Here is a 21,274-nt window from a genome sequence, read left to right on the forward strand (position 1 = left end):
CGATGAGCACCCCGTTCTACGTCTCGCCCGAGCAGTTGATGAAGGACAAGGCCGACTACGCGCGCAAGGGCATCGCTCGCGGCCGCGCCGTCGTCGTCCTCGCCCACGCCGACGGCATCGCCTTCGTCTCCGAGAACGCCTCCCGGGCGCTGCACAAGATCTCCGAGATCTACGACCGCGTCGCCTTCGCCGCCGTCGGCAAGTACAACGAGTTCGAGAACCTGCGCGTCGCCGGTGTCCGCTACGCCGACGTCCGCGGCTACTCCTACGACCGTTCCGACGTCACCGCCCGTGGCCTGGCCAACGCCTACGCGCAGACCCTCGGGGCGATCTTCACGACCGAGTCGAAGCCCTACGAGGTGGAACTCGTCGTCGCCGAGGTCGGACGCACCCCCGAGACCGACCAGATCTACCGGCTCACCTACGACGGGTCCGTCGCCGACGAGCACGGCTACGTCGCCATGGGCGGTTCCGCCGACCAGATCGCCACCAAGCTCGGCGAACGCTGGCACGCCGGGCTCACCCTGGCCGAGGCCGTCCAGCTCGCCGTCGAGGCCCTCGGCTCCGACGCCGCGGCCGAGGCCGCCGGCTCCGGACCGCGCCGGATCGCCCCCGACCACCTCGAGGTCGCCGTCCTCGACCGCACCCGCGACCGGCGGACGTTCCGCCGCCTCACCGGTCCCGTCCTCGCAGGACTGCTCGCCCCGACGGACTGACCGCTCCGGTCGGCTCGACGCGTTTCGCTGCGCCGCACGGCGCCCGAGTGCCTAAGGTGGGGAAATGGATCGCCGGATCTTCGGGATCGAGACCGAGTTCGGAGTCACCTGCGCGTTCGAGGGACAGCGCAAGCTGTCCCCGGACGAGGTGGCCCGCTACCTGTTCCGCAAGGTCGTGTCGTGGGGACGTTCGAGCAACGTGTTCCTGAAGAACGGCGCACGCCTCTACCTCGACGTGGGCTCGCACCCCGAGTACGCCTCACCGGAGTGCGACGACATCCGCCAGCTCGTCGTCCACGACCGGGCGGGGGAGCGGACCCTCGAAGGCCTGCTCGTCGACGCCGAACGACGCCTCGAGGAGGAGGGGATCGCCGGTGAGGTGTTCCTCTTCAAGAACAACACCGACTCCGCGGGCAACTCCTACGGCTGCCACGAGAACTACCTGGTGTCGCGGCACGGGGAGTTCGGGCGCCTCTCCGACGTCCTCATCCCCTTCCTCGTCTCGCGCCAGCTGATCGTCGGCGCCGGCAAGGTCGTGCAGACCCCCCGCGGTGCGGTCTACTCCCTCTCCCAGCGCGCCGACCACATCTGGGAGGGCGTCTCCTCCGCGACCACCCGCAGCCGCCCCATCATCAACACCCGCGACGAACCGCACGCCGACGCCGAGCGCTACCGGCGCCTGCACGTGATCGTCGGCGACTCCAACATGTCCGAGACCACGACGATGCTGAAGGTCGGCGCCACCGACCTCGTGCTGCGGATGGTCGAGGAAGGCGTCCCGTTGCGGGAGATGACCATGGAGAACCCCATCCGGGCCATCCGTGAGATCAGTCACGACATGACGGGGCGCAAACCCGTCCGTCTCGCCAACGGCCGTGAGGCCTCCGCGCTGGAGATCCAGGAGGAGTACCTGGAGAAGGCCAAGGAGTTCGTCGAGCACCGCGGACTGCAGACGCCCAACGTCAAGCGGGTCCTGGACCTGTGGGAGCGGGCGCTGCGGGCCGTCGCGACGCAGGACTTCTCCCTGGTGGACCACGAGGTCGACTGGGTCATCAAGAAGAAGCTGCTCGACCGCTACATGGCCAAGCACGACCTGCCGCTGACGTCGCCGCGCATCGCGCGCCTCGACCTCGCCTACCACGACATCCACCGCAAGCGCGGCCTGCACTACATGCTCGCCGACCGGGGGATGGCCGACCGGGTCTGCTCCGACATTGAGGTGTTCGAGGCGATGAGCGTCCCGCCGCAGACGACCCGCGCCAAGCTGCGGGGCGACTTCGTCCGCGCCGCGCAGGAGAAGCGTCGCGACTTCACCGTCGACTGGGTGCACCTGAAGCTCAACGACCAGGCGCAGCGCACCGTCCTGTGCAAGGACCCGTTCAAGGCCGTCGACGACCGTGTGGAACGGCTCATCGACAGCATGTGATCGGTCTCGCGGCGCGGGCACAGGCTCCACGGTTAGGGTGAGGCAGTTCCACCTCGACCGTCACGACTGTGAGGACCTCCGTGCGCCGCCGTACCGCCGTCCTGTCCGCCTCCGCCGCCCTGGCGATGACCCTGCTCGGCGCCTGCGCCTCCGAGGGGGACGCGCCCACCGAGGCAGAGCAGAGCGCGTCGGCGACCGAGTCCGCCAACACCATCGAACCTGCCGTCGACGACGAGAAGCTCGCCGTGACCGTCACCGGTGAGGTGAACCCGACGATCGAGCCGACCGTCGACTTCACCCCGCCGCTGACCGTCACGCAGACCTCGCGCAAGATCGTCGCCCCCGGCACCGGGGCCGAGGTCACGGCCACCGACGAGGTCGAGTTCGCCTACGTCCTCTACGCCGGCTCCACCCACGACAAGCTGGACTCCAGCTACGGCAAGACCAACGCCCGCTTCACCCTCGCCGAGATCACCAAGGGACTCGCCCGCGGGTTCGTGGGGACCAAGGTCGGGGACCGCCTCGTCATCGCCATCGCCCCCGCCGACGGGTTCGGCAACTCCGTCAGCCAGTTCGGCAAGGAGAACGTCGACGCCTCCACGACCATCGTCATGGTCGCCGACGTCGTCCGCGTCATCCCCTCGATGGCCGAGGGCACCCCGGTGACGCCGCCCGCGGACCTCCCCGTCGTGACCTACGACGACAAGAAGGTCCCCACCGGCTTCACCGTCTCGAACCCGACCCCGCCCGCCGACACGATCGTGCAACCGCTCATCCAGGGCACCGGTGCCCCGCTGACCCCGGGCATGAACGTCAAGATGCAGTACGTCGGCGCGACGCTGGCCGACGGCAAGGTCTTCCAGACCTCGTGGACCTCCCAGGCCTTCGAGACCCAGATCGGGGTCGGCAAGCTCATCACCGGCTGGGACGAGGGCCTCATCGGCCAGACCGTCGGCAGTCGCGTGCTGCTCGTCATCCCCGCCGCCAAGGCCTACGGCGACGAGCCCACCGGCGGCCAGCCCGCCGGTGCGCTGATCTTCGTCGTCGACATCCTCGACGGCTACTGAGTCCCCACCGACGACGCTGACGTTAGGGTTCCCACCATGACTGAACGCACCAAGCCCGAGATCGACTTCCCCGAGGGCGAGCCGCCGGCCGACCTCGTGATCACCGACGAGATCGTCGGTGACGGCACCGAAGCCACCCCCGGCAAGACCGTCAGCGCGCACTACGTCGGCGTCGCCTTCAGCACCGGCGAGGAGTTCGACTCCTCCTGGAACCGCGGCCAGCCGCTCGACTTCCCCGTCGGCGCGGGCATGGTCATCAAGGGCTGGGACCAGGGCCTGCTGGGCATGAAGGTCGGCGGCCGACGCAAGCTCGTCATCCCGCCGCACCTCGGCTACGGGGACCGCGGCGCCGGCGGCGCCATCAAGGGTGGGGAAACCCTGATCTTCGTCGTCGACCTCGTGGACGTCAGCTAGTCCCTTCGGTCTGCTTCGCTTCCGGGCGGGTGAGGACCCTCCTCGTCGGATACTCCGTTCGCGCTCGTCGCGTCGTGAACTCACGTTCTCGCGCAGGCGCTCACTTCGGACATCCGACGAGGAGGGTCCTCACCCGCCCTTCTGCGTCACCTTCGTGGGACTCCTGAGCGGCCCCAGGGCGCCGACCCGCTCAGGCGGGTTTCGGGGGCCGGGCACCACGTTCCCCTTCACGAGGTGAGGAGGCGGGCGGCGTGGCGGCCGGCGGCGGCGGCGGTGAGGAAGGCGGCGCGGTCGGTGTCGAGGCCGCGGCCCATGGTCGAGAGGCGGACGGGGCTCGTGGCCAGGGCTTCGTCGAGGCCGGCTCCGGGGACCTCCACGTAGGTGTGGCGCCCGCAGAGGGACCGGGCCTGGTCGCGGACGCCGTCGTAGAAGGCGCCGGGGGAGTCGGGGACGACGACGTCGACGGGGGCGAGGGCGACACGCCCGACCGCGGTGAGCGTGTGGTGCGAGACACCGCGGTGGCGGTCGCGGGCGTCGGCCTCGGACACCCGCAGGGCCGCGACGGGGCGTCCCCCCAGCACGGCGGCGGCGTTGAGGGCCTCACCGACGGCGACGCCGGAGAAGCCCCAGCGCGATCCCGTCCCCAGGTTGCCGGGGCCTTGGGCGACGACGACGACGTCGGCGCCCGCGACGAGCTTCGCCGCCAGCAGGCCGGTGTGGACGGTCGAGGCCTCCAGGTCGCCCCCGAAGGCCTGGCCCGTGCTCACGCAGCTGGTGAGCCACCCCGCCTCCCGCAGCCCGGCGACGGCGCGGGAGAACGCGGCCGGCAGCGCCCCGCCGTCGGTCATCACGTAGACGACCCTCGCGCCGGGGGCCTCGACGCGGACCCCGGCCAGGATCGCGGGCAGTGCGGAGTGCAGGTCGGCGACGACGACGGGGGTGGCGTCGAGGTCGTCGGCGTCGGCGAGCAGGGCGTGGTGCTCCGACTCCTGGTCGTCCACGCCCAGGACCATCGTCTGCAGCGGGGTGTAGCGGGCCTTCACGAGGTGGCCGGGCCCGGCGGGCGGGTCGGCGGGCAACGCGTCGGGCAGCGCGACGACGAGGGCGTAGCCACCCGTCCCCAGGCCCCGGGCCAGCGCGGAGGTGTTGAGCAGCACCCGCTCGCCCGGCTGCGGGGAGCCGACGAGGTCGGGGTGGGCCAGGGCCTTCACCTCGGTGCCCGCCTCGGGCCCCGACGTGAGGGTCGCGAACAGCTCCTGGGAACCGGGCCACGACGCCCCGAGTCGCTGGACAGTTGCAGAACGCCACCGGATCGTCACGCTTCGAGCGTACGCAGGGTGCTTCCGAGCGCGGTTCCGGTAGCGTCCGGCTCACCATGACGACGACCCCTGCGACGTCCTCGAGCCCACCGGGTGGGGCGGCCGCGGCTGCCCGCGGAGCCCGTCGCACCGAACGGCTGCTGAACCTCGTGATCGCGCTGTCCGCGACGCGCCGCTGGCTCACCAAGGAGCAGATCCGCACGGCCGTCCCGCAGTACGCCGACTGCGCCACCACCGTCGCCTTCGAGCGGATGTTCGAGCGCGACAAGGAGGACCTGCGCGAACTCGGCGTCCCCCTCGACACCGGCGGCGAGGACCCGTTGTTCGAGGACGAGGCCGGCTACCGGATCGACCGCGAGGCCTACGCGCTGCCCGAGATCCGGTTCACCCCGGGTGAGCTCGCCGTCCTCTCGCTGGCCAGCCGGGTCTGGCAGCAGGCGAGCCTCGCGGGCCCCGCGACCCGCGCGCTGGTGAAGCTGCGCAGCCTCGGCGTCGAACCCGACGAGAGCTCCCTCATCGGCGTGGAACCGCGGGTGCGCACCGCGGAACCCGCCTTCGACCCCCTCTACGCCGCGACCCGCGACAAGACCCCGGTGTCCTTCACCTACCGCCGCGCCGGCGGCGAACCTGCGACCCGCCACGTCGAACCGTGGGCCATCGTCAGCTGGCACGGGCGCTGGTACCTCGTCGGGCACGACCGGGACCGTGCGGACTCGCGGGTCTTCCGCCTGTCCCGGGTCGCCTCCGCGGTCAAGCGGATCGGACGGGCCGGCAGCTACGACGTGCCCGAGGGCATCGACCCGCGCGAGATCGTCGCGGGCAGCATCGGACCCGTCCGGCCGCCCCGGGAAGCCCGGCTGCTGGTCACGGAGGGCAGCGGCCTGGCGTTGCGGCGCCGGGCCCGCAGCGTCGAGGCAGGATCCGGGGAGGACGTGGTCGTGGTGGAGGTCAGCGACGTGGAGGTGAGCGCGGACGAGATCGCCGGCTACGGCGCGGACGTCCTGGTCCTCGAACCGCAGGACCTGCGCGACGCCGTGGTGCGCCGACTCCGTGGGGCGGCGGGCGCATGAGCGGCAGCGCGTCGACGGAGCGGCTGTCGCGGCTGCTGGCGATGGTCCCCTACCTGCTCACCCACCAGGGCATCCCGCTGGAGGAGGCCTCGGAGCACTTCGGCATCAGCGACGACGACCTCGTGCACGACCTGGAGCTGCTCTTCGTCTGCGGGACGCCCGGGCACATGCCCGACGACCTCATCGACGCCCGCTGGGACTCCGGGCGGGTCTACCTCTCCAACGCCGACCCGATCGCGCGCCCGGCCCGACTCGGCGTCGACGAGGCCGTCGCCCTGCTCGTGGGTCTGCGCACGCTGGCCCAGGTCCCCGGTCTGCACGACCGCGAGGCCCTTGAGGGGGCGATGGCGAAGCTGTCGGAGGCGACGGGGGAGGCGGGCCGGGCCGCGGGATCGGTGACCGTCGACGTCAGCTCGGGGGAGGAGAGCGCCGCTGTCCTCGAGACCTGCCGTGCCGCCCTGCGCGAGCACCGGCGCCTGCACCTGAGCTACCTCGTGCCGAGCCGGGACGAGCGCACGGAACGCGACGTGGACCCGATGCGGCTGGTGAGCGTGGAGGGACGCTGGTACCTGGAGGCGTGGTGCCACCGCGCCGAGGGCGTCCGGTTGTTCCGGGTCGACCGGATCGAGTCCGCCGAGGTCCTCGACGTCGACGGGACCCCACCGACGCAGGCGGTCTCGCGCGACGTGGGCTCCGACCTGTTCGAGCCCAGCCCGGACGACCTCGTCGTCACCATCGACCTGGCGCAGCAGGCCGCGTGGGTCGTCGACTACTACCCCGTCGACTCCGTCGAGGACGCGCCGGAGGACGGCTGGGAGGACGCCGCCCTGCGCGTGAGGCTCCGCACGGCGGATACGCACTGGGTGCACCGGCTGCTCCTGCGCCTCGGCGCCGGCGCCCGCGTCGTCGACCCGCCGGAGCTGGCCGTGGACGTGCGCAACGGCGCCCTGGCCGCCCTGGAGCGGTACCGCTGAGCCGTTTCGACGACTGTCTGTAACGAAGTGAACGCACAAGGTCACGGCATGTGTCAAGGTTGGGCCGAAAGGGCGTTCAAGGGATCGCGAGGACGTGCCGAAGCAGTGGTTGTCGGACGGCGGAAAGCGTCCGCCGGACCTACACCACGAAACGGAAGGTGCTCGAGATGACCACGATCAAGGCTTCCTGCCCCTGCTGCGGCGACGTTGAACTGACCCCGAAGCAGGTCCGCCTCGTGGTGTGCTCCGCCAAGGAGCGGTCGTTCTACGCCTTCGGTTGCCCGAAGTGCAAGGACGAGGTCCGCAAGCCCGCCGGCGAGGACGTCGTCGCGCTGCTCGTCTCCGGCGGCGTCGCCGTCGAGCGCTGGACCATCCCCGCCGAGGCCATGGAGGAGCACAACGGCTCGACCATCGCCTGGGACGACGTCCTGGACTTCGCCCTCGTGCTCGACTCCTGCGACGACCTCGCCTCGCTGGCCGCCCGCGGCCTGCGCACCGTGCGCTGACGCACCCCCACACTCCCCGAGAGCCGCTCCGCGGACGCCACGGCGTCCGCGGGGCGGCTCTCGTGCTTCCTGGGTGTTCACCGGGAGTGTGCCCAGGAGACGCCCTAGCGCAGGTATTCGGGCGACTCGACGCGCATGCTTGTCCCACAGACGGCTTCGATCGACGTACGATGGCCGCGCTTCGTCCAACCCTGGAGGACTGATGTTCCGCAACCTCGTCGACCACCCCTGGGTGCTCGTCATCCTCGTCGTGCTGATCATCGCGCTATTCGGCAGCAAGCGTCTGCCCGACGCCGCGCGTGGCCTCGGCCGCTCGATGCGCATCTTCAAGTCCGAGGTCAAGGAGATGAAGAACGACGGCAAGGAGGAGACCACGAAGTCTCCGACCACCGCCGGCCTCGACTCCGAGCCCACGGCCCTCGAAGCCAAGCTGGCCGCCGAAGAGGCGCAGGCCAAGGCCGCGTCCGAGCACCAGACGCGCGCGTCCTGACCCGCCGCACCGCCTGAGATCGCACCGCTGACATGGCCGTCACCACCGTCCGACGACGCGCACCCAAGGATCCCGAGGGGCGCATGCCTCTCATGGCGCACCTGAAGGAACTGCGGGACCGCGTCTTCAAGGCGGGGATCTTCCTGGTCCTGGGTGCGATCGTGGGCTGGTTCGTCTGGAACAAGTCCAGTTGGTTCGAGGGTGTCTTCTACTACTTGCAGAAGCCGCTCCTGGACTACGCAGGCGAGAAGGGCTACAGCAACGTCGCGTTGAACTTCACCCAGGTGGGCCAGGGCTTCGACCTCGCGGTCAAGGGTGCGATCTGGTGCGGAGTCATCGTCTCGAGCCCTTTCTGGATCTACCAGTTGTGGGCTTTCATCACGCCTGGTCTGACGAAGAAGGAGCGGCGTTACGCCGTTGGGTTCATCTTCGCCGCCGTGCCGCTCTTCCTGGGTGGCATGGCCATCGCCTACTCGGTCCTGCCGAACGCGATGAGCTTCCTCATCGACTTCACTCCCACTGGTGCCTCGAACCAGATCTCGGCGGACCTCTACCTCTCCTTCGTGATGCGGATCCTGCTGGCGTTCGGGCTCGGTTTCCTCATGCCCGTCGTCCTCGTCGGTCTCAACTTCGCTCACCTGCTCTCCGGCAAGGCGATCCTCAAGCAGTGGCGGATCAGCGTCTTCCTGAGCTTCCTCTTCTCCGCCTTGGTCACCCCGACCTCGGACATCACGACGATGCTGCTCCTCGCGTTGCCACTCCTGGTGCTCTTCGCGATCGCCACCGTCATCTGTCTGTCGAACGACCGACGTCGTGCGAAGAACGCCGACGAGCCGGACTACGCGAACCTCAGCGACGACGAAGCCAGCGCCATCTGACCCGATGACCTCTCGGGGGCGGGTCGGCCTCCTCGTGAACCCGACGGCGGGTCGCGGGGTCGGCCGTGTCGCGGGCGCTCACGTCCTCTCGACGCTGCAACGCCTCGGCCACCCGGTGACCGACCTCTCGGGCCTCGACTTCGCCTCCACGGCTCGCGCCGCGCGCGAGCGGGCGGGCGAGTTCGAGGCCCTCGTCGTCGTCGGGGGCGACGGCCTGGTGCACGCCGGGCTCGAGGCCGTCGCCGGCACGTCGACCGCCCTGGGCATCGTCCCCGCCGGCACCGGCAACGACCTCGCCCGCGGGCTCGACCTCCCGCTGGGTGATCCGGTGCGTTCGGCGGAGCTCGTCTCCACGGCCCTGCACGAGGGCCGGTCGCGCACGGTCGACGCCGTGCGGGTGGGATCGAACTGGTTCGGCAGCATCCTCGCCTCCGGTGTCGACGCCCTCATCAACGAACGTGCCAACTCCTGGCGCTGGCCGCGCGGGCCAGCCCGCTACACCCTGGCTGCGGTGCGGGAGCTCGCCGTCGTCCGGGGGCTGCCGATGCGGATCACCCTCGACGGCACCACCGTCGAGCAGGAGTGCCTGCTCGTCGCCGTCGCCAACACCCGAAGCTACGGCGGCGGCATCCTCATGGCCCCCGACGCCGACCCGACGGACGGGCTCCTCGACGTCGTCGTCGTGGACCGCCTGCCACCGATCGCCGCGTTGCAGCTCTTCCCCCGGGCTCGCCGGGGTGCGCACCTGAAGCTGCCTGCCGTCCACGTCCACCGGGTCCGCAGCGTCACCCTCGAGGTCCTCCCCGGCGCAGCGCAGCCGCACCCCCACGCCGACGGCGAACCGTTCGGGCACCTCCCCATCACCTGCACCGTGGTACCGGGCGCGCTGCGGGTGCTCGGCTGACGTACTGTCAGCCCATGGCGAGCCCCGCGGAACGCTACGCGGCAGCGCGCCGTCGCACCGAAGATTCCAGGACCGAGCTGGCGCAGTTCGCGAGCACGGTGGGCTTCGAGCTCGACGGCTTCCAGCTGCAGGCGTGCCAGGCCCTGGAAGCAGGTCGCGGCGTCCTCGTCGCCGCCCCCACCGGCGCGGGCAAGACCGTCGTCGGGGAGTTCGCGGCGCACCTGGCGTTGCAGACCGGTCGCAAGGCGTTCTACACGACGCCCATCAAGGCCCTGTCCAACCAGAAGTACACCGAACTCGTCGAGCGCCACGGCTCCGCCGCCGTCGGCCTGCTCACGGGTGACAACTCCGTCAACGGTGAGGCCCCCGTCGTCGTCATGACGACGGAGGTCCTGCGCAACATGCTCTACGCGGACAGCCCGCTGCTCGACGGCCTCGGCTACGTCGTCATGGACGAGGTCCACTACCTCGCCGACCGTTCCCGCGGCGCCGTCTGGGAAGAGGTGATCATCCACCTGCCCTCGGAGGTGCTGGTCGTCTCGCTCTCGGCGACGGTCAGCAACGCCGAGGAGTTCGGCGCGTGGCTCGACACCGTGCGCGGGGACACCGAGGTCGTCGTGTCCGAGCACCGGCCGGTCCCGCTCTGGCAGCACCTCGCCGTCGGGACCCGGCTCTACGACCTCTTCACCGACCCCGACGGCGAGGCCCTGGAGGGCGACGAGGGATCGCTCGTGCCAGGCGCCATCGTCAACCCCGAGCTCGTCGCGATGTCGCGCCAGCAGGTCCGGTCCGACCGGCTCGCCGGACCGGGTGGTCGCGGTCGGCGCCGCAGTCAGCAGCGGCCCGGCCCGGGCGGTCACCGCCCCTCCGGGGTCGGCCGGCCCGCCTCGCGCGCGCAGATCCTGGACACCCTCGACCAGGCCGGGTTGCTGCCGGCGATCACCTTCATCTTCAGCCGTGCGGGCTGCGACGCGGCCGTCCAGCAGTGCGTCGCGTGGGGGTTGCGGCTCACCACGCCCGAGGAGGGCCGGGCGATCCGCGCGATCGCGGAGGAGCGCTGCTCGGAGATCCCCAGTTCCGACCTCGCTGTCCTCGGGTACTGGGAGTGGCTGGACGGGCTGGAACGTGGACTCGCCGCCCACCACGCCGGTCTGCTGCCGGTGTTCAAGGAGACCGTCGAGCACCTCTTCGCGGCCGGCTTCGTCAAGGCCGTCTTCGCGACCGAGACCCTCGCGCTCGGCGTGAACATGCCGGCCCGGTCCGTCGTCCTGGAACGCCTGGTGAAGTGGAACGGGCAGACCCACGTCGACATCACGCCGGGGGAGTACACCCAGCTGACCGGTCGCGCCGGTCGGCGCGGGATCGACGTCGAGGGCCACGCCGTCGTCCTGTGGTCGAACCAGACCGACCCCGAGGCCGTCGCCGGTCTCGCCTCGCGACGCACGTTCCCGCTGCGCTCGAGCTTCCGGCCGACCTACAACATGGCCGTGAACCTCGTGGAGCAGGTCGGCCGTGAACGGGCCCGTGAGATCCTGGAGACCTCCTTCGCGCAGTTCCAGGCCGACCGGGCCGTCGTCGGGCAGGCGCAGAAGATCCGGTCCCAGCAGGAGGCGCTGCGCGGGTACACCGAGGCGATGACCTGCCACCTCGGCGACTTCGGTGAGTACTTCGCGCTCCGCCAGGCCATCAGCGAGCGCGAGAAGGAACTCTCCCGGTCCGGGGTCGCGGCGCGGCGCAGCGAGGCCCGCGAGTCCATCGAGGGCCTGTCCCGCGGTGACGTGGTGAAGCTCCCCGGCGGGCGGCGCGCGACGTTCGGTGTCGTCCTGGACCTGCTGCCCGGGAAGGGGTTCGACGGGCCGTCCCCGCGCATCCTCAGCCAGGACCGCCAGGTCCGGACCATCGACTCCGGTGAGTTCTCCGGTGTCGTGGAACCCGTGACGCGGGTGCGGATCCCGAAGGACTTCAACTGGCGCTCCCCGCAGGAACGTCGCGACCTGGCGTCCTCGTTGCGCAACGCCCTGGCCGAGGTCGGGGGCGGTGACGTCCCGCGCCACCGCCGGACGTCGACGGCGGGTGAGGACCGGGAACTGGCGACCCTGCGCGACCGGTTGAAGGCCCACCCCTGCCACGGGTGTTCGGAACGCGAGGAGCACGCCCGGTGGGCGGTGCGCGAGGAGAAGCTGCGCCACGACACCCAGGGTCTGCAGCGCAAGATCGAGGGCCGCACGGGCACCATCGCCCGGACCTTCGACCGGGTCTGCGACCTGCTGGCGGAACTGGACTACCTCGGGGCGGACGGGTTGTCCGTCACGGACGAGGGGCGCACGCTGCGCCGCATCAACGCCGAGACCGACCTGCTCGTGGCCCAGTGCCTGCGCCACGGCGCGTGGACCGCGCTGAGCGCCCCCGACCTCGCGGCCGCGGTCTCGACGCTGGTCCACGAGTCACGCCGCGACGAGGGCGGACGCCCCGACCGCATCCCGCGCAAGGTCGAGGCGGCCATCGCCACGACCCACCGGTTGTGGAGCGACCTCACCGACCGCGAGGACCACCACAAGGTGCCCGCGACCCGCGAACCCGACGCCGGGCTCGCCTGGGCCGTGCACCGCTGGGCCAGCGGGCACCGCCTCGACGAGGTCCTCCGCGAGGCGGACCTGGCCGCGGGTGACTTCGTCCGCCGGTGCAAGCAGCTCGTCGACCTGCTGGACCAGATCGGCATCGCCTCCACCGAGCCCGGGGTGCGCAAGGCGGCGCGGGACGCCGTCGACGCGGTGCGCCGCGGCGTCGTCGCCCACACCTCCCTGACCTGAGCCGTCCCGGGGCCCTCACCGGGGTGCGGCGACGAACCAGGCGGTGGCCTCCACGGTGAACGCCGCGCGGGGGAGGAGTTCCGCGCACCGCCGGCGCAGGGTCTCCCGGGCGCTGGGCCCCAACCGGGCCACGTAGTCCCCGGCCGGCCCGACGCCGAGGGTGTAGGACTCCCACCACGCGTCGAAGGAGTCGTAGCCGACCTCGACCGTGAGCTCGTCGTCGAGGTCGGGCAGCAGGCCCGCACCCCGGAAGAGGTCGGCGAGTTCGCCCTGCACCCTCCCGGACCGACCGGGTTCGCCCCGGGCCGCGGGGTCGAGGCTGCGCACCGCCGTCCAGAACGTGGTCAGCGGGCTGCGTTGCCCGCCGAAGTCCCAGACGCTGGCCGCGACGCGTCCGCCGGGACGGGTCACCCGGCGCATCTCCCGCAGCCCGCCCACCGGGTCGGCCATGAAGTGCACGGCGAGTTGCGCGACGCTGAGGTCGAAGGTCTCGTCGTCGTGGGGGAGGAACTCCGCCGCGGCGACCCGCGCGTCCACGCCGGGGAGACGTCGCGCGACCGCGGCGACGGGTTCCGGGGCGGGGTCGACGGCGGCGACGGCGGGCGCACCGAGCACGCCGACGAGTTCCGCAGTGAGGGCGCCGGAACCGCACCCGACGTCCAGGGCACGCTGACCGGGTCGGGGTCCGAGGGCGCCCACCGTCCGCCGGGCGAGGGGGACGGCGAAGCGGCCCATGAACCGGTCGTAGTCCGCGGCGACGTCGAAGGCCATGCTGGACGGTACGCCCGCGCACCTGCGGGGAGCGTGTGGTTGCCTGAGCGCGTGAGCACACTGACCGAGACCTTCACCCTCTCCAACGGCGTCGAGATCCCCAAGGTCGGGTTCGGCACCTGGCAGATCCCCGACGGGGACGCCGCCTACGACGCCACCACCACGGCGCTGACGACGGGCTACCGCCACGTCGACTCCGCCCGCGCCTACGGCAACGAGGCCAGCGTCGCCCGTGCCGTGCGCGACAGCGGCCTGGCCCGGGACGACGTCTTCGTCACCACGAAGCTGCCCGCCGAGATCAAGGACCACGACGAGGCCCTCGCCAGTTTCGAGGCCTCCCTGGCCGACCTCCAACTCGACCACGTCGACCTCTACCTCGTCCACGCGCCGTGGCCCTGGAGCGAGATGGGCAAGGACTGCCGCGAGGGCAACATCGCGGTCTGGACGGCGCTGGAGGAGATCCACGCCTCCGGACGGGCCCGTTCCATCGGCGTCTCGAACTTCTCCGTGGCCGACCTGGAGTCGCTGACCGCCGCGACGACCGTGCTGCCGCACGTGAACCAGATCCGCTGGTTCATCGGCAACACCCAGGACGAGACGACGGCGTGGTGCAAGGAGAGGGGGATCCTCGTCGAGGGGTACTCCCCGCTGGCCACCGGTGGTCTCGTCGACGACGAGGCCATCGCGGCGGTCGCGGCGAACTACGGCCGCACGGTCGCGCAGGTCTGCCTGAAATACCTGCTGCAGAAGGACGTCCTGCCGCTGCCCAAGAGCACGACCCCCTCGCGCATCGCGGAGAACGCCGACCTCGACTTCGAGATCTCCGCCGCCGACCTCACGGTCCTGGACGCGCTGCACCGTGACTGACACCGCCCCGGTCGGGAGGGTGCAGGACTGGACCCGGAGTCCGTTCACCGGTGGAGGCCAGACCTACGACTGCTACGAACGGGGCCAGGGTCCCGGGGTCGTGCTCGTCCCGGAGGTCCCCGGGTTCACGCCCGAGGTCGCCGGCTTGGCCGAGCACCTGGTGGCAGAGGGGTTCACCGTCGTCGTGCCCTCGCCGTTCGGCACGCCCGGACGGGTGGCCAGCACCGGCTACGTCGTGGCGACGGTGGCGAGCCTGTGCGTCGCGAGCGAGTTCCGCGCCTTCGCGCTCGGGGCGCACCGGCCCTTCACCGACTTCCTCCGCGCCCTGGCCTCCGACCTCGCCGGCCGCACGCCGGGCCGGGGCGTGGGGGTCATCGGGATGTGCTTCACGGGAGGTTTCGCGTTGGCCGCGGCCGTCGATGACTCCGTGGGCGCCGCCGTCCTGAGCCAACCGGCCCTGCCCTTCCCCGTGTCGAAGAGGCACCGGGCCGACCCGGCGACGAGCCCGGCGGAGCTGGACCGGATCGCCGAACGCGCCGCGACGGGTTCGGTGTGCGCGCTGGGTCTGCGCTTCACCCGCGACGCCGCCGTCCCCGCGGCGCGCTTCGCGACGATCTCGGCCCGCCTCGGGGACGCGTTCCGGGTGATCGAACTCGACTCCGGGCCGGGCAACCCCGGCGGGTTCTCGAAGGGCGCCCACTCCGTCCTCACCCACGAGGTCCGCGAGCGCCCGGGTCATCCGGCGTTCGAGGCGCGGGGGCAGGTCGTGGGTTTCCTGCGGGAGCGCCTCGGTCAGTCGCGGGACTGAACGAGGGCGGTGAGGACGCGCTCGACGCTGGACTGGATGCCCCAGCGGTGGACGAGTGCGCCGAGGGCGTCGAGGTCGGCGGGTTCGCGGGGGAGGGTGTCGTCGAGGTCGGGGAGGGGGACGTCGCGGGCGGTGTTGACGACGACGGGCGCGGCGGTGAGGTAGTCGCGGGCGTCGAGGAGCTTGCGGCGCTGGCCGGGGGAGAGCCCGGTGGTGGGGTCGTCGGCGGCGGCGACGAGGGCGGCGAGGTCGCCGTAGCGGTTGATCAGGGCGGCGGCGGTCTTCTCGCCGATGCCGGGGACTCCGGGGAGGCCGTCGGAGGGGTCGCCGCGCAGGACGGCCATGTCGGCGTAGGCCTGGCCGGTGCTGACGCCGTACTTCGTGTGCAGCCAGGGTTGGTCGACGAGGTCGGCCTTGCGGACGCCCTTGCCGCAGTAGACGACGCGGACGTCGAGGTCGTCGTCGACGAGCTGGAAGAGGTCGCGGTCGCCGGTGACGACGTCGACGGGGTCCGTCGAGCGGACGGTGAGGGTGGCCATGACGTCGTCCGCTTCGTAGCCGGGGGCGCCGACGCGGGTGAGGCCGAGGGCGGCGAGGACGTCGACGATGACGTCGACCTGGGGGAGCAGCAGGTCGGGGGCTTCCTCGCCACCGTCGGGGGCGACGCGGTGGGCCTTGTAGGAGGGCAGGGCCTCGACGCGGAAGGCGGGGCGCCAGTCGTCGTCCCAGCAGGCGACGAGCCGGGTGGGGCGGTACGTGGTGAGCAGGTGGGCGAGGGAGTCGAGGAACCCGCGGACGGCGTTGACGGGGGTCCCGTCGGGGGCGGTGATCGACTCGGGGACGCCGTGGAAGGCGCGGAAGTACAGCGAGGCGGAGTCGAGCAGCATCAGCTTCTGCGCGGGGGCCCCGGTCGACGACGTCATGGGCCTCACCGTAGGGGGTGGGTGGGGTCCGTCGGATGTCGTGGAGGTTCGGTCCGGATGGGTGACGCCGACGGGCGCCGGACGGGTCAAGCTGTGAGGGTGGGAATCGAATCCACACCGAAGTCACAGCCCGACCAGGGGGGACCTTCCATGAATACCAGCACCCGTCGCCGTCGTCGGATCAGCACGTTGGCCGTGAGCGGCGCGGCCGTGCTCGCTCTCGGTCTGGGGGCGTGTGGTGGCGGTGACGACTCCGCGAGCAAGCCGACGACCGCCACGTCCTCGCCCGCGACCGAGCTGACCGCGATGCAGGTCGTCAAGGCCTCCTCGGTGCAGTCGAAGGAGGCCGGGAGCGGCAAGTTCTCCTTCACGATGGACGGCACCGCCTCCGGGCAGGCCCTGAACTTCTCGGGTGACGGCGCGTTCGACATCGCCAAGAATGCCTTCGAGATGACGATGTCGCTGCCCGCCGAGGCCGGGGGGACGAAGCTGACCTTCCGGATGGTCGACGGTGTGGCATACCTCTCGGGTGCGCCGCTGACGGCCGAGGGGCAGTGGATGAAGATGCCGCTGGACCAGCTGGGTGCGACGGGTCTGGACACCTCCTCGATGGACCCGGCGAAGTCGCTGGAGCAGTTGGAGGGTGTCGCCGACGGCGTCGAGGAGGTCGCCCCGATCTCCGTGCGCGGGGTGCAGGCGAAGGGGTACGCGGGGACGATCGACGCGGCGAAGGCTCTGGAGCTGGCTCCGGCCGAGCAGCAGACCGACGAGGCGAAGGCGGCTGCGGCGCAGCTGGGTTCGATCCCGTTCACGCTCTACGTCGACGACCAGAACCGCCCGGTGCGCATGACCGAGCAGATCACCGTCGAGGGGTCGACGCTGAACGTCTCGATGGACTACTACGACTGGGGCAGCTCGGTCGACGTGGCCGCTCCGGACCCGGCCAGCGTCACGCAGGCCCCGGACATGGGGGCCTTGGCGGGCGAGTCGGCGGCCGCGGGCGCCTGAACCCTGCGGTGGGTCCCGCGCGGGGCGGCTCCTACGCTGCCTCGCGTGGAACCCAGCGCTGGTGCGACCCGACGGCTCTACCGCGGTGGGGCGGTGTACTCACCCGCCGACCCGTTCGCGACGGCGATGCTCGTGGAGGGCTCCTCGGTCGCGTGGGTGGGGCCGGAGGAGGCCGCGTCGGCGTGGACGCGGGAGGGTGACGAGGTCGTCGAGCTGGACGGCCGGTTGATCACGCCGGCGTTCGTGGACGCGCACGTGCACCTCACCGAGACGGGTCTGCGCGAGACCGGGCTGGACCTCGCCGGGGTCCGCAGCGCGGGGGACCTGCTGGACGCGGTGGCGGCCCGGGCGCGACCGGGGGAGTTGCTGGCCGGTTTCGGGTGGGACGAGTCCCGCTTCGAGGACGGGCGGGTCCCGACGCGGACCGAACTGGACCGGGCCGCAGGTGGGGCGCCGGTCCTGCTGTCGCGGGTGGACGGTCACAGCGCCCTCGTGTCGACGTCGTTGGCCCAGGCGGCAGGGTTGCGCGGTCTGGAGGGGTGGGACGAGGACGGCGTGGTGCGCCGGGAGGCCCACCACGCGGCGCTGGAGGCTCGCTGGGACGCGCTGAGACCGCAGTCGGCGCAGTCCGCCCGCCGGGCCGCCCTGCAGGCCGCGGCGGCCGCGGGGATCGGCACGGTCCACGAGATGTCCGGGCCCTGGCTCGCCCCGCCCGGTGACCTGGAGGCGCTGCAGGCGCTCTCGGACGCCGAGGCCCTGCCGGACGTCGTGGGCTACCTCGCGCACCGGGTCGCTTCGCCCGAGGAGGTCGCCGCGGTCCTGGCGGGGACGAGCGCGCGGGTCGCCGGGTTGGGGGGCGACCTCACGATCGACGGGGCCATCGGTTCGCGCACGGCCGCGTTGCGCGCCGACTACGCCGACGCCCCCGGGCACCGCGGCTCGCTGCACCTGGACGCGAGCGCCGTGCGGGACCACCTGCACGCCTGCACGCGGGCCGGGGTCCAGGCGGCGTTCCACGCCATCGGCGACGCGGCGCTGGCGGTGGTGGCGGAGGCGCTGGAGGCCGTGGCGGGCGATCTGGGTGTCCCGGCGCTGGCTTCGGCGGGCCACCGCGTCGAGCACGCGGTGATGGCGGGACCGGAGGTGGTGGCGGCGTTGGCGCGGTTCGGGACCTCGGTCAGCGTCCAGCCCGCGTTCGACGCGCGGTGGGGCGGCCCGGGTGGGTTGTACGAGGCCCGCCTCGGGGTGGAGCGGGTGCGGGCGAGCCACCCGTTCGCGGCGTTCGCGGCGGCCGGGGTGCCGTTGGCGTTCGGGTCGGACACGCCCGTGACCCCGTTCGCCCCGTGGGCTGCGGTGCGGGCGGCGGGGTTCGGGCACGACGAGGCGCGGGCGGTGTCGGTGCGGGCGGCGTTCCTGGCCCACACGCGGGGCGGTCACCGGCTGGCGGGGCTGGGCCACCCGGGTGTCCTGCGTCCGGGGGCCCCGGCGACGTACGCGGTCTGGGACGTGCAGGACCTCGTCGTGCAGGCTCCCGACCGTCGGTTGTCGGGGTGGAGCACGGACGCCCGTTCGGGGACTCCGGGACTGCCCGACCTGGGCCCCGGTGCGCCGGAGCCGGTGTGTCGCCGGACCGTCGTCGACGGGGTCGTCGTGCACGACCGGTCCTAGGGCACCTGCCGTCGTCCGACCCTTTGTCCGACCTGTTGTCCGACACGCCGGGCGACACGCCGGGCGAGGGCTGCTGGTGGCTGCTCGTGGGTCGGGTGTGACCTGCCGCGATGCGCGTCGTCGCAGGTCACGGGCAGGTTGACAGCAGGCGGCGGCTGAGTAGCTTCTGAGGTGCAGTCCACGACGAGGAGTACCGATCGGTGCGCCGCGCCACCGCCGTTTCAGCCGCACCACCTGCGACGACGTGTGGAGCGCTGACCGACCGGAGTGGGCGGGGTCGAGTCCGTGCACCCCTAGACAACGGCACGCACCTCGTGGCCGACGGGGCGCGCGACGGCACGAAGGGCGCGCGGACTCGACCTGTTGTTCGGCCCCGACCGGCGCGACCCGCGGTGGCCCCGTTCCCACCTCCCTCGCTTACCCTCGCGGGATGCGCGTGCGACCGGCCGACCCTGCTCCTGCGAAGCTGCCGGTGGCGCTGCTGCTGGCCCTCGTGGGCGGTGTCGCCACGTGGGCGGCGTTCCCCGGGTCCCTCTCGACGTCGGGATGGTGGCCCACGGCCGTCCTGGGCATCGCCCTGTTGAGCCTGGCCACCCACGGGGTGCGCGCCCGGCGCGGGTTCCTGGCCGGCTTCCTCTTCGGCCTCGCGTTCATGTTCCCCCTGCTGGCCTGGAGCGGGACCTACGTCGGCCTGCTCCCCTGGTCGGCCCTCTCCATCCTCTGTGCGCTCTTCTACGCCGTCCTGGGGGCCTTCCTGCCCCGCCTGCAGCGGGCCCGCTGGGGGACGGCGCCGCTGGCTGTCGCCGCCGGTTGGGTGGGCGTGGAGGCAGCACGTCTGCGGGTGCCGTTCGAAGGGTTCCCGTGGGGGCGCATCGCCTTCTCCCAGGCCGACTCCCCGACCCTCGGGCTCGCCGCGCTGGGCGGTTCGCCCGCGGTGACGTTCGGGACGGCCCTCGCCGGGGCACTGCTGGCCTCCGCGGTGCTCGCGCTGTTCCGTCTGCCCGCCCCCCTCGGTGCGGTGCGAAGCGCCCCGCGACTGCGTCCAGCGGTGGTGTCCCTGCTCGTGGCCGTGCTGGTCACCTGGGCGGGCGCGCTCGTCCCGCGTCCGACGGCCGAGGAGGACGGCACCCGACGCATCGCCGCGGTCCAGGGCAACGTTCCCGAGGCCGGGCTGGAGTTCAACGCCGAACGTCGCGCAGTCCTCGACAACCACGCCGGTGCCACCCAGGCCCTCGCGGCCGAGGTCCGGGCGGGAACGGCTCAGCAGCCGGACCTCGTGCTGTGGCCGGAGAACTCCAGCGACATCGACCCCTACGAGAACGCCGACGCGCAGGCCGCCATCGAGTCCGCCGCCGCCGCCATCGGCGCTCCCGTGCTCGTCGGGGCCGTCCTCGACGGTCCCGGCCGCTTCGTCTCCAACACGGGCATCGTCGTCACCCCTCAGGACGGTCTCTCCGGGGCGCTCGAGGACGACAGCCGGCACTACGTGAAGCAGCGGCCGGCGCCGTTCGCGGAGTACATGCCCTACCGGTCCTTCTTCCGGATGTTCAGCGACAAGGTCGACCTCGTCACCCGGGACTTCGTCCACGGCGACCACGTCGGACTGCTGCGGATGAACGGTGTCCGGGTCGGCGACGTCATCTGCTTCGAGGTCGCCTTCGACGACACCGTCCGCGACTCCGTCCGGGCCGGTGCGCAGTTCGTCGTCGTCCAGACCAACAACGCGACGTTCGGCTACTCCGGTGAGGCCGTCCAGCAGCTCGCGATGTCGCGGCTGCGGGCCGTGGAGAGCGGGCGGGCCGTCGTGCAGATCTCCACGGTCGGGGTCAGCTCGATCATCAGCCCCGACGGAACGGCCCACGACGAGAGCACGTTGTTCACCCAGGACGTCCTCCAGGGAGATGTTGTGCTGCGTTCCACCGAGACGATCGCGACGAAGGTCGGGGCCGGACCCGAGTACGTGCTGAGCGGCCTCGCGCTGCTCCTGCTGCTGACCGCCCGCCGCGGCACCCGGCCCGACCGCCGCGGCCGGGGCACCCGGCGGCGGGTCCCCGACGCGCCCACGGGTGATCCGGTGTCGGCGTGAGCGCGTCCTCCGCCCCGTCGGTGCGCCGGCGCCGCTGGACGTCGTGGATCCCGGTGGGCCTGGTGCTGCTGCTGGCGCTGGAGGTCTGGCTGCTCGTCCAGCTCGGGCACCTCGTCGGCGGCGGCTGGGTGTTCGTGCTGATCGTCGCCGAGACGTTCGGCGGGGCTCTCGTGCTGCGCCGCGCCGGGCGCCAGGCGGTGGCGGCGTTCCGCCAGACGGCGTCGGTGCCCTTCGGGGCGCCCGTCCCCGGCCAGCAGCCCGGCGTCGTCGGCAACGCCGTCCTCGCGGGGGCCGGCGGCGTGCTGCTCATCCTGCCCGGCCTGATCAGCGACGTCCTGGGCCTGCTGTGCATCCTGCCGCCGACGCGGCGGCTGCTGCGCGCCCTCTTCGTCCGCCTGGTGCGGACCCGGGTGGAACGCGTCGTGCGCGAGGCCGGGGGCACGGTCGTCGTGGGTGACGTCGTCGAGCACGGGGACGTCGTCGACGGTGAGATCGTCGACGGTGAGATCGTCGAGGACCCGCGCGAACTCGGTCGCTGACCCCGACCGAGCGCTCCGGACACCACGAAG

Annotated in this window: 20 protein-coding genes; 17 read left to right on the forward strand and 3 right to left on the reverse strand. The window is 72.2% G+C overall.

The annotated features are described in order from the left end of the window. The first annotated feature begins 2 nt into the window (after nucleotides 1-2). The 4 genes from prcA to ACFQ46_RS01915 all read left to right on the forward strand — a co-directional run bounded on the left by prcA (nucleotide 3) and on the right by ACFQ46_RS01915 (nucleotide 3,623). A complete protein-coding gene (gene prcA / locus ACFQ46_RS01900; RefSeq protein ID WP_380256616.1) occupies nucleotides 3-716 on the forward strand; it encodes a proteasome subunit alpha in 714 nt (237 codons plus the stop codon). Nucleotides 717-780: 64 nt separating this feature from the next. Further along, on the forward strand, nucleotides 781-2,142 hold the full coding sequence (pafA, locus tag ACFQ46_RS01905) for a Pup--protein ligase (protein WP_380256618.1): 1,362 nt from the start codon (nucleotides 781-783) through the stop codon (nucleotides 2,140-2,142). 68 nt (nucleotides 2,143-2,210) lie between these two features. Then, nucleotides 2,211-3,209 carry an FKBP-type peptidyl-prolyl cis-trans isomerase gene (locus tag ACFQ46_RS01910; RefSeq protein ID WP_380256620.1) on the forward strand — a complete coding sequence of 333 codons (999 nt, stop codon included), beginning with the start codon at nucleotides 2,211-2,213 and terminating at the stop codon, nucleotides 3,207-3,209. 36 nt (nucleotides 3,210-3,245) lie between these two features. Next, complete coding sequence (locus tag ACFQ46_RS01915) at nucleotides 3,246-3,623, forward strand: FKBP-type peptidyl-prolyl cis-trans isomerase (protein ID WP_328296108.1); 378 nt, start codon at nucleotides 3,246-3,248, stop codon at nucleotides 3,621-3,623. A gap of 227 nt (nucleotides 3,624-3,850) precedes the next feature. Here ACFQ46_RS01915 and ACFQ46_RS01920 read toward each other — a convergent pair whose 3' ends face one another. Next, entirely contained in the window at nucleotides 3,851-4,942 is a 1,092-nt protein-coding gene (locus tag ACFQ46_RS01920) for a DUF3866 family protein (RefSeq protein ID WP_380256622.1), read from the reverse strand. A 56-nt stretch (nucleotides 4,943-4,998) separates the two neighbouring features. Between ACFQ46_RS01920 and ACFQ46_RS01925 the strand changes: the two genes are divergently transcribed. The 7 genes from ACFQ46_RS01925 (at nucleotide 4,999) to ACFQ46_RS01955 (ending at nucleotide 12,574) form a co-directional block, all read left to right on the forward strand. After that, nucleotides 4,999-6,012: a helix-turn-helix transcriptional regulator gene (locus ACFQ46_RS01925; RefSeq protein WP_380256624.1), complete on the forward strand. Its 1,014-nt coding sequence runs from the start codon at nucleotides 4,999-5,001 to the stop codon at nucleotides 6,010-6,012. Continuing rightward, the gene (locus ACFQ46_RS01930) at nucleotides 6,009-6,986 is read left to right on the forward strand and encodes a helix-turn-helix transcriptional regulator (RefSeq protein WP_380256626.1); all 978 of its coding nucleotides are present in this window, start codon (nucleotides 6,009-6,011) and stop codon (nucleotides 6,984-6,986) included. The genes ACFQ46_RS01925 and ACFQ46_RS01930 overlap by 4 nt, the downstream gene beginning before the upstream one ends. 167 nt (nucleotides 6,987-7,153) lie before the next feature. Then, the gene (locus ACFQ46_RS01935) at nucleotides 7,154-7,492 is read left to right on the forward strand and encodes a hypothetical protein (RefSeq protein WP_328296112.1); all 339 of its coding nucleotides are present in this window, start codon (nucleotides 7,154-7,156) and stop codon (nucleotides 7,490-7,492) included. Between the two features lie 202 nt (nucleotides 7,493-7,694). Then, nucleotides 7,695-7,982, forward strand: coding sequence for a Sec-independent protein translocase subunit TatA (gene tatA, locus ACFQ46_RS01940; protein ID WP_380256628.1), 288 nt, complete (start codon nucleotides 7,695-7,697; stop codon nucleotides 7,980-7,982). Nucleotides 7,983-8,074: 92 nt separating this feature from the next. Continuing rightward, the gene (tatC, locus tag ACFQ46_RS01945) at nucleotides 8,075-8,860 is read left to right on the forward strand and encodes a twin-arginine translocase subunit TatC (RefSeq protein ID WP_380256630.1); all 786 of its coding nucleotides are present in this window, start codon (nucleotides 8,075-8,077) and stop codon (nucleotides 8,858-8,860) included. Nucleotides 8,861-8,864: 4 nt separating this feature from the next. Then, nucleotides 8,865-9,764, forward strand: coding sequence for a diacylglycerol/lipid kinase family protein (locus ACFQ46_RS01950; RefSeq protein WP_380256632.1), 900 nt, complete (start codon nucleotides 8,865-8,867; stop codon nucleotides 9,762-9,764). A 14-nt stretch (nucleotides 9,765-9,778) separates the two neighbouring features. Then, the gene (locus ACFQ46_RS01955) at nucleotides 9,779-12,574 is read left to right on the forward strand and encodes a DEAD/DEAH box helicase (RefSeq protein WP_380256634.1); all 2,796 of its coding nucleotides are present in this window, start codon (nucleotides 9,779-9,781) and stop codon (nucleotides 12,572-12,574) included. 15 nt (nucleotides 12,575-12,589) lie between these two features. Here ACFQ46_RS01955 and ACFQ46_RS01960 read toward each other — a convergent pair whose 3' ends face one another. Then, nucleotides 12,590-13,345: a class I SAM-dependent methyltransferase gene (locus ACFQ46_RS01960; protein WP_380256636.1), complete on the reverse strand. Its 756-nt coding sequence runs from the start codon at nucleotides 13,343-13,345 to the stop codon at nucleotides 12,590-12,592. Between the two features lie 51 nt (nucleotides 13,346-13,396). Here ACFQ46_RS01960 and ACFQ46_RS01965 point away from each other — a divergent pair, with 51 nt between their 5' ends. Together ACFQ46_RS01965 and ACFQ46_RS01970 are read left to right on the forward strand one after the other, a co-directional pair. Beyond that, nucleotides 13,397-14,212, forward strand: coding sequence for an aldo/keto reductase (locus tag ACFQ46_RS01965; RefSeq protein ID WP_380256638.1), 816 nt, complete (start codon nucleotides 13,397-13,399; stop codon nucleotides 14,210-14,212). Next, on the forward strand, nucleotides 14,205-15,020 hold the full coding sequence (locus ACFQ46_RS01970; RefSeq protein WP_380256640.1) for a dienelactone hydrolase family protein: 816 nt from the start codon (nucleotides 14,205-14,207) through the stop codon (nucleotides 15,018-15,020). The genes ACFQ46_RS01965 and ACFQ46_RS01970 overlap by 8 nt, the downstream gene beginning before the upstream one ends. Here the strand turns inward: ACFQ46_RS01970 and ACFQ46_RS01975 are convergent. Then, complete coding sequence (locus ACFQ46_RS01975; RefSeq protein WP_380256642.1) at nucleotides 15,005-15,943, reverse strand: 5'-3' exonuclease H3TH domain-containing protein; 939 nt, start codon at nucleotides 15,941-15,943, stop codon at nucleotides 15,005-15,007. The two genes, ACFQ46_RS01970 and ACFQ46_RS01975, sit on opposite strands and share 16 nt — an antisense overlap. 150 nt (nucleotides 15,944-16,093) lie before the next feature. On the opposite strand from ACFQ46_RS01975, the gene ACFQ46_RS01980 reads away from it, so the two are divergent. The 4 genes from ACFQ46_RS01980 (at nucleotide 16,094) to ACFQ46_RS01995 (ending at nucleotide 21,244) form a co-directional block, all read left to right on the forward strand. Then, nucleotides 16,094-16,951, forward strand: coding sequence for a hypothetical protein (locus ACFQ46_RS01980; RefSeq protein WP_380256644.1), 858 nt, complete (start codon nucleotides 16,094-16,096; stop codon nucleotides 16,949-16,951). A 126-nt stretch (nucleotides 16,952-17,077) separates the two neighbouring features. Further along, a complete protein-coding gene (locus ACFQ46_RS01985; protein ID WP_380256798.1) occupies nucleotides 17,078-18,619 on the forward strand; it encodes an amidohydrolase in 1,542 nt (513 codons plus the stop codon). 430 nt (nucleotides 18,620-19,049) lie between these two features. Beyond that, nucleotides 19,050-20,705 (forward strand): apolipoprotein N-acyltransferase, encoded by a 1,656-nt coding sequence (gene lnt, locus ACFQ46_RS01990; protein WP_380256646.1) that lies wholly within the window; start codon nucleotides 19,050-19,052, stop codon nucleotides 20,703-20,705. Then, nucleotides 20,702-21,244, forward strand: coding sequence for an FxsA family protein (locus tag ACFQ46_RS01995; protein ID WP_380256648.1), 543 nt, complete (start codon nucleotides 20,702-20,704; stop codon nucleotides 21,242-21,244). Before lnt ends, ACFQ46_RS01995 begins: the two co-directional genes overlap by 4 nt. Nucleotides 21,245-21,274 lie beyond the last annotated feature (30 nt).

It is taken from the genome of Kineococcus sp. GCM10028916, from assembly GCF_042674865.1.
GTDB lineage: Bacteria > Actinomycetota > Actinomycetes > Actinomycetales > Kineococcaceae > Kineococcus.